This is a genomic window from Streptomyces sp. NPDC007971, from assembly GCF_042958635.1.
Lineage (GTDB): Bacteria > Actinomycetota > Actinomycetes > Streptomycetales > Streptomycetaceae > Streptomyces.
This window is the reverse complement of the sequence record NZ_JBIBJK010000013.1, coordinates 158,726-171,058: the sequence shown is the minus strand read 5'-3', so window position 1 is coordinate 171,058 and position 12,333 is coordinate 158,726. Positions and strand designations below refer to the sequence as shown.

Genomic DNA, 12,333 nt, shown 5'->3' with positions numbered 1-12,333 from the left:
TCAGACCGCCCTCATCAGCAGGGTCGCGGCGACCAGGAGTGCCGCACCGCCGAACATCGAGACCGCGTAGGAGCGGGCGAAGCCGTTCTGGACCCGGCGCAACCGCCCGGACAGGCCGCCGAAGCCGGCCGCCGTGCCGTTGACCACTCCGTCGACCAGGGTGTGGTCGACGTACACCAGGGAGCGTGTGAGGTGCTCGCCGCCGCGCACCAGGACCACGTGGTTGAAGTCGTCCTGGAGCAGGTCGCGCCGGGCGGCCCGGGTGAGCAGCGAGCCGCGCGGGGCGACGGCCGGTACGGGCTTGCGGCCGTACTGCGTCCAGGCGATGCCGACGCCGATGAGCAGGCACACCATGGTCGCCGCGGTGACCGTCGCCGCGTTGAGCGGCGAGTGGCCCTCGCTGTGGCCGGTGACCGGCTCCAGCCACTTCAGGAAGCGGTCGCCGATGCTGAACAGGCCACCGGCGAAGACCGATCCGAAGGCGAGCACGACCATCGGGATCGTCATGACCTTGGGCGACTCGTGCGGGTGCGGCTCGTTGCCGTTCTCGTCGGGCTGCCAGCGCTTCTCGCCGAAGAACGTCATCAGCATCACGCGCGTCATGTAGAAGGCGGTGATGGCCGCGCCCAGCAGGGCCGCGCCGCCGAGGATCCAGCCCTCGGTGCCGCCCTTGGCGAAGGCAGCCTCGATGATCTTGTCCTTGGAGAAGAAGCCGGACAGGCCCGGGAAGCCGATGATGGCGAGGTAGCCGAGGCCGAAGGTGATGAACGTGACCGGCATGTACGTCCGGAGGCCGCCGTACCTGCGCATGTCGACCTCGTCGTTCATGCCGTGCATGACGGATCCCGCGCCGAGGAAGAGCCCGGCCTTGAAGAAGCCGTGCGTCACCAGGTGCATGATCGCGAAGACGTAGCCGATGGGGCCGAGGCCCGCGGCCAGCACCATGTAGCCGATCTGCGACATGGTCGAGCCGGCCAGTGCCTTCTTGATGTCGTCCTTGGCGCAACCGACGATCGCACCGAACAGCAGCGTGACGGCGCCGACCACGGTGACGACGAGCTGGGCGTCCGGGGCCGCGTTGAAGATCGCTGCCGAGCGGACGATCAGGTACACGCCCGCGGTCACCATGGTCGCGGCGTGGATGAGGGCCGAGACCGGGGTCGGGCCCTCCATCGCGTCCCCGAGCCAGGACTGCAGCGGTACCTGGGCCGACTTGCCGCAGGCGGCGAGCAGCAGCATCAGGCCGATGGCGGTGAGCCTGCCCTCGGAGGCGTCGCCGGCGTGGCTGAAGACGGGCCCGAAGGCGAAGGACCCGAACGTCGTGAACATCAGCATGATCGCGATCGACAGGCCCATGTCGCCGACGCGGTTGACCAGGAAGGCCTTCTTCGCGGCCGTGGCGGCGCTGGGCTTGTGCTGCCAGAAGCCGATCAGCAGGTAGGAGGCGAGACCGACGCCCTCCCAGCCGACGTACAGCAGCAGGTAGTTGTCGGCGAGGACGAGCAGCAGCATCGCCGCGAGGAACAGGTTCAGATAGCCGAAGAAGCGGCGGCGCCGCTCGTCGTGCTCCATGTACCCGACCGAGTACAGGTGGATCAGCGAGCCGACTCCGGTGATCAGCAGCACGAACGTCATCGACAGCTGGTCGAGGCGGAAGGTGACGTCCGCCTGGAAGCTGCCGACCGAGATCCACGTCCACAGGTGCTGGGTCATGGTGCGGTGTTCGGCGTTCTTGCCGAGCAGGTCGGCGAAGAGGATCACGCCGAACACGAAGGAGGCGGTCGACAGCAGGGTGCCGATCCAGTGGCCGACGGCGTCCAGCCGACGGCCGCCGACCAGGAGGACGACCGCTCCGAGCAGGGGCGCCGCGATGAGCAGCGCGATCAGGTTCTCCACGATTCTTCCGACCCCTTACAGCTTCATCAGGCTGGCGTCGTCGACCGAGGCCGAGTGGCGGGTACGGAACAGCGACACGATGATCGCGAGACCCACCACGACCTCCGCGGCGGCGACGACCATCGTGAAGAAGGCGATGATCTGGCCGTCGAGGTTGCCGTGCATCCGGGAGAAGACGACGAACGCGAGGTTGCACGCGTTGAGCATCAGCTCGATGCACATGAACACGACGATCGCGTTGCGTCTGATCAGCACCCCGGTCGCGCCGATGGTGAACAACAAAGCGGCAAGGTAGAGGTAGTTGACGGGGTTCACTTCGACGCCTCCTCGGCCCGCTTGAAGTGCGTCGGTTCGATCTCCGTGCGCTCCAGGCGCTCCTCCGCGCGCTGCTCCAGCGCCCGCAGGTCGCCCAGTGCCTCCGCGGACACGTCACGGATCTGGCCGCGCTCGCGCAGCGTCTTGCTGACGCTCAGCTCGGACGGGGTGCCGTCGGGCAGCAGGCCCGCGATGTCCACCGCGTTGTGCCGGGCGTAGACGCCCGGGGCGGGCAGTGGCGGCAGGTGCTTGCCCTCGCGGACGCGCTCCTCGGCCAGCTCGCGCTGGGTCTTGGCCCGCTCGGTGCGCTCGCGGTGGGTGAGCACCATGGCGCCGACGGCCGCGGTGATCAGCAGGGCGCCGGTGATTTCGAAGGCGAAGACGTACTTGGTGAAGATGAGGGACGCGAGGCCCTCCACGTTGCCGTTCGCGTTCGCCTGGCCGATCCCGTCGAAGTCCTTCAGGGAGGCGTTCGCAATGCCTGCGAGGAGCAGGACACCGAAGCCGACCCCGCACAGAAGGGCCAGCCAGCGTTGGCCCTTGATGGTCTCCTTCAGCGAGTCCGCGGCCGTCACGCCGACGAGCATCACCACGAACAGGAACAGCATCATGATCGCGCCGGTGTAGACGACGATCTGCACGACCCCGAGGAAGTAGGCGCCGTTGGCGAGGTAGAACACCGCCAGAACGATCATGGTCCCGGCGAGGCAGAGCGCGCTGTGCACGGCCTTCTTCATGAAGACGGTGCACAGGGCGCCGATCACCGCGACCGTGCCGAGCACCCAGAACTGGAAGGCCTCACCGGTGGAGGTGGTGTAGGCGGCGAGCTGCGGGCTCATGCTTCCACCTCCTGGCCCTCGGGCGCCTGAGAGGGGCCCGTCGTCGGCGGCTGTTCACCCTGGGAGACGGCGACCTGCCGGACCGTGCCCGGCGCGGCCTGTGTCACCAGGCCCCGGTAGTAGTCCTGCTCGTCGGTCCCGGGGAAGATCGCGTGGGGCGTGTCGACCATGCCCTCTTCGAGCCCGGCGAGCAGCTGCTCCTTGGTGTAGATGAGGTTGGCGCGGCTGGAGTCGGCCAGCTCGAACTCGTTGGTCATCGTCAGCGCGCGCGTGGGGCACGCCTCGATGCACAGGCCGCACAGGATGCAGCGGGCGTAGTTGATCTGGTAGACGCGGCCATACCGTTCGCCCGGCGAGTAGCGCTCCTCGTCGGTGTTGTCGGCGCCCTCCACGTAGATGGCGTCGGCGGGGCAGGCCCAGGCGCACAGCTCACAGCCGACGCATTTCTCCAGGCCGTCCGGATGGCGGTTGAGCTGGTGCCGTCCGTGGAACCGCGGAGCCGTGGTCTTGTGCTGCTCCGGGTACTGCTCGGTCAGCCGCTTCTTGAACATGGCCTTGAAGGTCACGCCGAAGCCGGCCACGGGATTCTGGAAACCGGGCTTGGTCTCCTTGGGCTCCTCAGCCATCGGACGCCTCCTTTCCATCCGAAGATCCGTCACTGACAGTGTCCGTCCCACCACTGACAATCAGCTCCCGCTCGCGGCTCGGGCGGCGCCTGGGCACCGGAGGAAGCTCTTGTCCGGGCAGTGGCGGTACGGGGAACCCGCCCGCCATCGGGTCGAATCCGGGCTGCTGGGCGGCGGCCTGCCCGGCCGTCCTGTTCTTCTCGCGGAACATGTCGGCGACGAAGGAGATCAGCAGCAGGGCGAGGACGCCGCCGCCGACGTAGAGAGCGATGTCGGCGAAGTCGTAGTTCTCGTTGCGCAGGGCCCGCACGGTCGCCACGAGCATCAGCCAGGTCACGGAGACCGGGATGAGGACCTTCCAGCCGAGCTTCATCAGCTGGTCGTAGCGGACCCGCGGGAGCGTGCCGCGCAGCCAGATGAAGAAGAACAGCAGCAACTGGACCTTGATCACGAACCAGAGCAGCGGCCACCAGCCGTGGTTCGCGCCCTCCCAGAAGCTGCTGATCGGCCACGGGGCCCGCCAGCCGCCGAGGAACAGCGTGGTCGCGACGGCCGAGACCGTCACCATGTTCACGTACTCGGCGAGCATGAACATCGCGAACTTGATCGACGAGTACTCGGTGTTGAAGCCGCCGACCAGGTCGCCCTCGGACTCGGGCATGTCGAAGGGGGCGCGGTTGGTCTCGCCGACCATCGTGACGATGTAGAGGATGAAGGAGACCGGCAGCAGCAGGATGTACCAGCGGTCCTGCTGCTGTTCGACGATCGTCGACGTCGACATCGACCCCGAGTAGAGGAACACGGAGGCGAACGCGGCGCCCATGGCGATCTCGTAGGAGATCATCTGCGCGCAGGAGCGCAGGCCGCCGAGGAGCGGGTAGGTGGATCCGGAGCTCCAGCCCGCGAGGACGATGCCGTAGATGCCGACGGAGGCGACCGCGAGGACGTAGAGCATCGCGATCGGCAGGTCGGTGAGCTGCATCGTGGTGCGGTGCCCGAAGATCGAGATCTCGTTGTCGGCGGGGCCGAAGGGGATCACCGCGATCGCCATGAAGGCGGGGATGGCCGCGACGATCGGCGCGAGGACGTAGACCACCTTGTCCGCGCGCTTGACGATGATGTCTTCCTTGAGCATCAGCTTCACGCCGTCGGCGAGCGACTGGAGCATGCCCCAGGGGCCGTGCCGGTTGGGGCCGATGCGCAGCTGCATCCAGGCGACGACCTTGCGCTCCCAGACGATCGAGAACAGCACGGTCACCATGAGGAAGGCGAAGCAGAACACCGCCTTGACGACGACCAGCCACCAGGGGTCACGGCCGAACATCGAGAGGTCTTCAGCAGCGAGGTACGGGCTCATGCCTCCACCTCCTTGGGGGCCTCTTCGGCGAGCGCCGCCGGGCCGATACGGACGAGGGATCCGGGCTGCGCGCCGGTGTCGGAGGCGACGCCCGCGCCGACGGAGTTCAGCGGGAGCCACACCACCCGGTCGGGCATCTCGGTGATCTGGAGCGGGATCTCGGTGGTGCCGGCCGGTCCGGTGACGGCGAGGATGCCGCCGTCCCTGACACCCGCCTCGGCGGCCGTCGAGGCCGACACACGCGCGCGTGCCGCGTGCCGGGTGCCGGCGAGTGCCTCGTCGCCCTCCTGCAGGACACCCTGGTCCAGGAGCAGCCGGTGCCCGGCGAGGACGGCCTCCCCCGCGGCGGGGCGGGGCAGCAGCCCCCCGGACTCCCCGGGCTCGGTGGCCCGCGGGCCCTCCCAGGCACCGAGCCGGTCGATCTCCGCGCGCGCGGTGCGCAGGTCCGGCAGCCCCAGGTGGACGTCCATGGCGTCGGCCAGCATCTGCAGCACGCGCGCGTCCGGCGGGGCGAGGCGGCGGGGCATCTGGTCGGGTTTGAGCGCGGCGTCGAAGGAGCGCACGCGGCCCTCCCAGTTGAGGAAGGTGCCGGCCTTCTCGGCTGCCGCGGCGACCGGCAGGACGACGTCGGCGTGCTCGGTGACCTCGCTGGGCCGCAGCTCCAGCGACACCAGGAAGCCGACGCTGTCGAGGGCCTCACGCGCGCGTGCCGGGTCGGGCAGGTCGGCGACCTCCACACCGGCGACCAGGAGCGCCGACAGTTCACCGGTGGCGGCGGCCTCGACGATCTGGCGGGTGTCACGGCCGTAGCTCACCGGCAGTTCGGCGAGCCCCCAGGCGGCGGCGACCTCCTCCCGCGCGCGCGGGTGGGTCGCCGGGCGGCCGCCCGGCAGCAGCGAGGGCAGCGCACCCGCCTCGACGGCCCCGCGCTCGCCCGCGCGCCGCGGGATCCACGCCAGCTGTGCGCCGGTCGCGGCGGCCGCCCGGACGGCGGCGGTGAGGCCACCGGCGACCGCGGCGAGCCGCTCTCCGACGACGATCACCGCGCCCTCGGCGCGCAGGACCTCCGCGGCCCGCGCGCCGGGCCCTTCCAGGCCGGCGCCGGCCGCGAGGGCGTCCAGCCACTCGGGTTCGGTGCCGGGAGCTGCCGGCAGCAGGGTGCCGCCCGCCTTCTCCAGACCCCGGGTGGTGTGCGTGGCCAGCGCGAACACCTGCTGCTTGTGCCCCCGCCAGGCCTTGCGCAGCCGCAGGAAGACGCCGGGCGCCTCCTCCTCCGACTCGAACCCGACCAGCAGGACGCCGGGGGCGTTCTCCAGGGAGGTGTACGTGACGCCCGTACCGTCGAGGTCACGGCCGCGGCCGGCCACCCGGGCCGCCAGGAAGTCGGCTTCCTCGCCGCTGTGCACGCGCGCGCGGAAGTCGATGTCGTTCGTGTCGAGCGCCACGCGCGCGAACTTGCTGTACGCGTAGGCGTCCTCGACGGTCAGGCGGCCGCCGGTGAGGACCCCGGCCCGGGAGCGGGCGGCTCCGAGCCCGCGCGCGGCGGCCTCCAGTGCCTCAGGCCAGGAGGCGGGCTCCAGGACGCCCTCGGCGCTGCGCACGAGCGGGGTCTCAAGGCGGTCCTTGAGCTGCGCGTAGCGGAACGCGAAGCGTCCCTTGTCGCAGATCCACTCCTCGTTGACCTCGGGGTCGTTGGCGGCGAGCCGCCGCATGACCTTGCCGCGCCGGTGGTCGGTGCGGGTGGCGCAGCCGCCGGAGCAGTGCTCGCACACCGACGGCGAGGAGACCAGGTCGAAGGGGCGGGAGCGGAAGCGGTAGGCCGCCGAGGTGAGCGCGCCGACCGGGCAGATCTGGATGGTGTTCCCGGAGAAGTACGACTCGAAGGGGTCGCCCTCGCCGGTGCCGACCTGCTGGAGCGCGCCGCGTTCGAGCAGCTCGATCATCGGGTCGCCCGCGATCTGGTTGGAGAAGCGGGTGCAGCGGGCGCACAGCACGCACCGCTCGCGGTCGAGCAGGACCTGCGTGGAGATCGGGACGGGCTTCTCGTACGTCCGCTTGCGGCCCTCGAAGCGGGACTCGGCGTTGCCGTGCGACATGGCCTGGTTCTGCAGCGGGCACTCGCCGCCCTTGTCGCAGACCGGGCAGTCCAGCGGGTGGTTGATGAGCAGCAGCTCCATCACCCCGTGCTGGGCCTTCTCCGCGGCGGGGGACGTGAGGTGGGTCTTGACCACCATCCCGTCCGTACAGGTGATCGTGCAGGACGCCATCGGCTTGCGCTGGCCCTCGACCTCGACGATGCACTGGCGGCAGGCGCCGGCCGGGTCGAGGAGGGGGTGGTCGCAGAAGCGGGGGATCTCGATGCCGAGCTGCTCGGCGGCCCGGATGACCAGGGTGCCCTTGCGCACGCTGATCTCCGCGCCGTCGATCGTCAGCGTGACGAGGTCCTCCGGCGGGACCGCGGCCTCTCCCGAGCCGGAGGCGCGCTGGCCCGCGGCGGAGCCGCTGTCAGCTTGCTGTACGGTCATGCGTTCACCTCCGGGCGGTCCGCCCAGGCCGTCGACTTGGCCGGGTCGAAGGGGCAGCCCCGGCCCGTGATGTGCTGCTCGTACTCCTCGCGGAAGTACTTGAGCGAGGAGAAGATCGGTGAGGCCGCGCCGTCGCCGAGGGCGCAGAAGGACTTGCCGTTGATGTTGTCGGCGATGTCGTTCAGCTTGTCGAGGTCGGACATGACGCCCTTGCCGGCCTCGATGTCCCGCAGCAGCTGCACCAGCCAGTAGGTCCCTTCGCGGCAGGGCGTGCACTTGCCGCAGGACTCGTGGGCGTAGAACTCGGTCCAGCGGGTCACCGCCCGCACCACGCAGGTCGTCTCGTCGAAGCACTGCAGGGCCTTGGTGCCGAGCATGGAACCCGCGGCGCCCACTCCTTCGTAGTCGAGAGGGACGTCGAGGTGCTCGTCGGTGAACATCGGCGTCGAGGAGCCGCCCGGCGTCCAGAACTTGAGGCGGTGCCCGGGCCGCATGCCGCCGCTCATGTCGAGGAGCTGGCGCAGTGTGATGCCGAGCGGCGCCTCGTACTGGCCGGGGCTCGCGACGTGGCCGCTGAGCGAGTAGAGCGTGAAGCCGGGCGACTTCTCGCTCCCCATCGACCTGAACCATTCCTTGCCGTTTTTCAGGATGGCGGGAACCGACGCGATCGACTCGACGTTGTTCACAACAGTCGGGCAGGCATAGAGCCCTTCGACAGCAGGGAAGGGGGGACGCAGCCGCGGTTGACCACGGCGGCCTTCGAGCGAGTCGAGCAGTGCGGTCTCCTCACCGCAGATGTACGCGCCGGCGCCGGCGTGCACGGTGAGTTCGAGGTCGAGTCCGCTGCCCAGGATGTTCTCGCCGAGGTAGCCCGCCGCGTAGGCCTCGCGCACGGCCTCGTGCAGCCGCCGCAGAACGGGGACGACTTCACCCCGCAGATAGATGAAGGCATGCGACGACCTGATGGCATAGCACGCGATCACCATGCCCTCGATGAGGCTGTGCGGGTTCGCGAAGAGGAGCGGGATGTCCTTGCAGGTCCCGGGCTCCGATTCGTCGGCGTTGACAACCAGATAGTGCGGCTTTCCATCCCCCTGCGGAATGAACTGCCACTTCATCCCGGTCGGGAATCCCGCCCCTCCGCGCCCGCGCAGACCGGAGTCCTTGACGTACGCGATCAGGTCGTCCGGCGACATGGCGAGCGCCTTGCGGAGCCCCTCGTACCCCTCGTGCCTCCGGTAGACGTCCAGGGTCCAGGACCGGTCCTCGTCCCAGAAGGCCGACAGCACGGGTGCGAGCAGCTTCTCGGGGCTGGTGTCCTTGAGTTCAGGTGTCACGGTCATCACTCCCCCTCCTCTTCGGCGTGGCCCGCGGAGGGCGCGTCCTGAGGTTCCTGGGCACGCGGGTGGACCACGCGCGCGGGTGCGGCCTCTCCCCTTGCCAGGCGGAGGCCCACCAGCGAGGCGGGTCCCGCGCTGCCGCTCTCCTCGACGGCCCCTGGCCGCTCGTCGGGGAAGCCCGCCAGGATCCGCGCCGTCTCCTTGAACGTGCACAGCCGCGCACCGCGCGTCGGCTCGACGGGCCGTCCCTCGCGCAGGTCGTCGACCAGGCGTTTGGCGCTGGCGGGCGACTGGTTGTCGAAGAACTCCCAGTTGACCATCACGACCGGTGCGAAGTCGCAGGCCGCGTTGCACTCGATGTGCTCCAGGGTGACCTTGCCGTCGTCGGTGGTCTCGCCGTTGCCGACGCCCAGGTGCTCCTGGAGGGTCTCGAAGATCGCGTCGCCGCCCATCACCGCGCACAGGGTGTTGGTGCACACCCCGACCTGGTAGTCGCCGGACTGCCTGCGCCGGTACATGGTGTAGAAGGTGGCGACCGCGGTGACCTCGGCCGTGGTCAGGCCCAGCACGTCCGCGCAGAACCGCATCCCGGTGCGCGTGACATGGCCCTCCTCGGACTGCACGAGGTGGAGCAGCGGGAGCAGGGCGGACCGGGAGTCCGGGTAGCGCGCGATCACCTCGCGCGCGTCCGCCTCCAGCCGGGCCCGGACGTCGTCCGGGTATGCGGGCGCGGGCAGTTCGGGCATGCCCAGGCTGACGCCCCGCTCCGAAGAAGAGGTGGTCACCGGTCGACGCCTCCCATCACGGGATCGATGGATGCGACGGCGACGATGACGTCGGCGACCTGGCCGCCCTCGCACATCGCCGCCATGGCCTGCAGGTTGGTGAAGGACGGGTCGCGGAAGTGGACCCGGTAGGGGCGGGTGCCGCCGTCGGAGACCGCGTGCACCCCGAGTTCGCCCTTGGGTGACTCGACGGCCGCGTACGCCTGTCCCGGCGGGACGCGGAAGCCCTCGGTGACCAGCTTGAAGTGGTGGATCAGGGCTTCCATGGAGGTGCCCATGATCTTCTTGATGTGGTCGAGGGAGTTGCCGAGTCCGTCCGGGCCCAGGGCGAGCTGGGCGGGCCAGGCGATCTTCTTGTCGGCGACCATGACCGGGCCGGGCTGCAGCCGGTCCAGGCACTGCTCGACGATCCTGAGCGACTGGCGCATCTCCTCCAGGCGGACGAGGAAGCGGCCGTAGGCGTCGCAGCTGTCGGCGGTCGGGACGTCGAAGTCGTACGTCTCGTAGTCGCAGTACGGCTGTGCCTTGCGCAGGTCGTGCGGCAGGCCCGTGGAGCGCAGGATCGGGCCGGTCGCGCCGAGAGCCATGCAGCCGGCCAGGTCGAGGTGGCCGATGTCCTGCATGCGGGCCTTGAAGATGGGGTTCCCGGTGGCGAGCTTGTCGTACTCCGGGAGGTTCTTCTTCATCTTCTTCACGAACTCGCGGATCTGGTCCACCGCGCCGGGCGGCAGGTCCTGGGCGAGTCCGCCGGGCCGGATGTACGCGTGGTTCATGCGCAGGCCCGTGATGAGCTCGTAGATGTCGAGAATCATTTCACGATCACGGAATCCGTAGATCATGATCGTGGTGGCGCCCAGTTCCATGCCGCCGGTGGCGATGCACACCAGGTGGGAGGACATCCGGTTCAGCTCCATCAGGAGCACCCGGATGATCTTGGCGCGTTCGGTGATCTGGTCCTCGATGCCGAGGAGCTTCTCGACGGCGAGGCAGTAGGCGGTCTCGTTGAAGAAGGACGTCAGGTAGTCCATGCGCGTGACGAAGGTGGTGCCCTGCGTCCACGTGCGGAACTCGAGGTTCTTCTCGATGCCGGTGTGCAGATATCCGATGCCACAGCGGGCCTCGGTGACCGTCTCGCCCTCGATCTCCAGGATCAGGCGGAGCACCCCGTGGGTGGAGGGGTGCTGGGGACCCATGTTGACGACGATGCGCTCGTCGTCGGCGCGGGCCGCGGACTGGACGACCTCGTCCCAGTCGCCGCCGGTGACCGTATATACGGTGCCCTCGGTGGTCTCGCGCGCCGAAGCGGCGGAGGCCTCGGATGCTGACTGCGTGCTCACGAGTACGACCTCCGCTGGTCCGGAGCCGGGATCTGGGCGCCCTTGTACTCGACGGGGATGCCGCCGAGGGGGTAGTCCTTGCGCTGCGGATGGCCCTGCCAGTCGTCCGGCATCATGATCCGCGTCAGGGCCGGGTGACCGTCGAAGACGATCCCGAAGAAGTCGTAGGTCTCGCGCTCGTGCCAGTCGTTCGTCGGATAGACGGGGACCAGCGACGGGATGCGCGGCTCGCTGTCGGGGGCGCTCACTTCGAGGCGGATCAGCCGGTTGTGGGTGATCGAGCGCAGGTGGTAGACGGCGTGCAGCTCGCGGCCCTTGTCCTCGGGATAGTGGACGCCGCTGACACCGGTGCACAGCTCGAAGCGCAGGGCCGGGTCGTCGCGCAGCGTGCGGGCGACGCGGACCAGGTGCTCGCGTTCGATATGGAAGGTCAGCTCGCCGCGGTCGACGACCGTCTTCCCGATGGCGTTCTCGGGGAGGAGCCCCTGTTCCTCCAGGGCGCCCTCCAGCTCGTCGGCGACCTCGTCGAACCAGCCGCCGTAGGGCCGGCTCGCCGGTCCCGGGAGCCGGAGCGAGCGGACGAGACCGCCGTAGCCGGAGGTGTCGCCGCCGCCCGAGGCGCCGAACATGCCGCGCTGTACGCGGATCTCCTCGCCGCCCTGGCCGCGCTGGCCGGGGAGGTTGGAGGCGGCGAGGTCCTTTTCGGGGTTCACCCCGTTCGCGGACCCGTTCCCGCCGTTGGTGCCGTTCGCGTCGCTCACCGCAGCAGCCCCTTCATCTCGATCGTGGGCAGGGCCTTGAGCGCCGCCTCCTCCGCCTCGCGGGCCGCTTCCTGCGCGTTCACGCCGAGCTTGGAGCCCTGGATCTTCTGGTGGAGCTTGAGGATCGCGTCCATCAGCATCTCGGGGCGGGGCGGGCAGCCGGGCAGATAGATGTCGACCGGGACGATGTGGTCGACGCCCTGGACGATCGCGTAGTTGTTGAACATGCCGCCCGAGGAGGCACAGACGCCCATGGAGATCACCCACTTGGGGCTGGGCATCTGGTCGTAGACCTGCCTGAGGACCGGCGCCATCTTCTGGCTGACCCGGCCGGCGACGATCATCAGGTCCGCCTGGCGCGGCGAACCGCGGAAGACCTCCATGCCGAAGCGCGCGAGGTCGTAGCGTCCGGCGCCGGTGGTCATCATCTCGATGGCGCAGCAGGCCAGGCCGAAGGTGGCGGGGAAGACGGACGCCTTGCGCACCCAGCCCGCGGCCTGCTCGACGGTGGTCAGCAGGAAGCCGCTCGGCAGCTTTTCTTCGAGTCCCATG

11 protein-coding genes are annotated in these 12,333 nt (G+C 69.5%); all 11 read right to left on the bottom strand.

Annotated features, from left to right (window positions below; all coding sequences use genetic code 11):
• Genes nuoL through ACFZCP_RS27145 form a run of 11 tightly spaced genes read right to left on the bottom strand, consistent with a single transcriptional unit; the run spans nucleotide 1 to nucleotide 12,332 of the window.
• Nucleotides 1–1,896, bottom strand: coding sequence for an NADH-quinone oxidoreductase subunit L (nuoL, locus tag ACFZCP_RS27195; protein WP_391431290.1), 1,896 nt, complete (start codon nucleotides 1,894–1,896; stop codon nucleotides 1–3).
• Between the two features lie 15 nt (nucleotides 1,897–1,911).
• Nucleotides 1,912–2,211: an NADH-quinone oxidoreductase subunit NuoK gene (gene nuoK, locus ACFZCP_RS27190; RefSeq protein WP_073901863.1), complete on the bottom strand. Its 300-nt coding sequence runs from the start codon at nucleotides 2,209–2,211 to the stop codon at nucleotides 1,912–1,914.
• On the bottom strand, nucleotides 2,208–3,050 hold the full coding sequence (locus ACFZCP_RS27185) for an NADH-quinone oxidoreductase subunit J (protein WP_391431287.1): 843 nt from the start codon (nucleotides 3,048–3,050) through the stop codon (nucleotides 2,208–2,210). The genes nuoK and ACFZCP_RS27185 overlap by 4 nt, the downstream gene beginning before the upstream one ends.
• Nucleotides 3,047–3,676, bottom strand: a complete 630-nt coding sequence (gene nuoI / locus ACFZCP_RS27180) for an NADH-quinone oxidoreductase subunit NuoI (RefSeq protein ID WP_391431284.1) — start codon at nucleotides 3,674–3,676, stop codon at nucleotides 3,047–3,049. The genes ACFZCP_RS27185 and nuoI overlap by 4 nt, the downstream gene beginning before the upstream one ends.
• Entirely contained in the window at nucleotides 3,669–5,033 is a 1,365-nt protein-coding gene (nuoH, locus tag ACFZCP_RS27175) for an NADH-quinone oxidoreductase subunit NuoH (RefSeq protein ID WP_391431281.1), read from the bottom strand. The genes nuoI and nuoH overlap by 8 nt, the downstream gene beginning before the upstream one ends.
• Nucleotides 5,030–7,558, bottom strand: coding sequence for an NADH-quinone oxidoreductase subunit G (locus ACFZCP_RS27170; protein ID WP_391431278.1), 2,529 nt, complete (start codon nucleotides 7,556–7,558; stop codon nucleotides 5,030–5,032). The genes nuoH and ACFZCP_RS27170 overlap by 4 nt, the downstream gene beginning before the upstream one ends.
• A complete protein-coding gene (gene nuoF, locus ACFZCP_RS27165; RefSeq protein WP_391431274.1) occupies nucleotides 7,555–8,901 on the bottom strand; it encodes an NADH-quinone oxidoreductase subunit NuoF in 1,347 nt (448 codons plus the stop codon). Before nuoF ends, ACFZCP_RS27170 begins: the two co-directional genes overlap by 4 nt.
• Nucleotides 8,901–9,683 carry an NADH-quinone oxidoreductase subunit NuoE gene (gene nuoE / locus ACFZCP_RS27160; protein ID WP_391431270.1) on the bottom strand — a complete coding sequence of 261 codons (783 nt, stop codon included), beginning with the start codon at nucleotides 9,681–9,683 and terminating at the stop codon, nucleotides 8,901–8,903. The genes nuoF and nuoE overlap by 1 nt, the downstream gene beginning before the upstream one ends.
• Nucleotides 9,680–11,020 (bottom strand): NADH-quinone oxidoreductase subunit D, encoded by a 1,341-nt coding sequence (locus tag ACFZCP_RS27155; RefSeq protein WP_391431267.1) that lies wholly within the window; start codon nucleotides 11,018–11,020, stop codon nucleotides 9,680–9,682. Before ACFZCP_RS27155 ends, nuoE begins: the two co-directional genes overlap by 4 nt.
• Nucleotides 11,017–11,781, bottom strand: a complete 765-nt coding sequence (locus ACFZCP_RS27150; RefSeq protein ID WP_391431264.1) for an NADH-quinone oxidoreductase subunit C — start codon at nucleotides 11,779–11,781, stop codon at nucleotides 11,017–11,019. Before ACFZCP_RS27150 ends, ACFZCP_RS27155 begins: the two co-directional genes overlap by 4 nt.
• On the bottom strand, nucleotides 11,778–12,332 hold the full coding sequence (locus ACFZCP_RS27145; RefSeq protein ID WP_391431261.1) for an NADH-quinone oxidoreductase subunit NuoB: 555 nt from the start codon (nucleotides 12,330–12,332) through the stop codon (nucleotides 11,778–11,780). Before ACFZCP_RS27145 ends, ACFZCP_RS27150 begins: the two co-directional genes overlap by 4 nt.
• Nucleotide 12,333 lies beyond the last annotated feature (1 nt).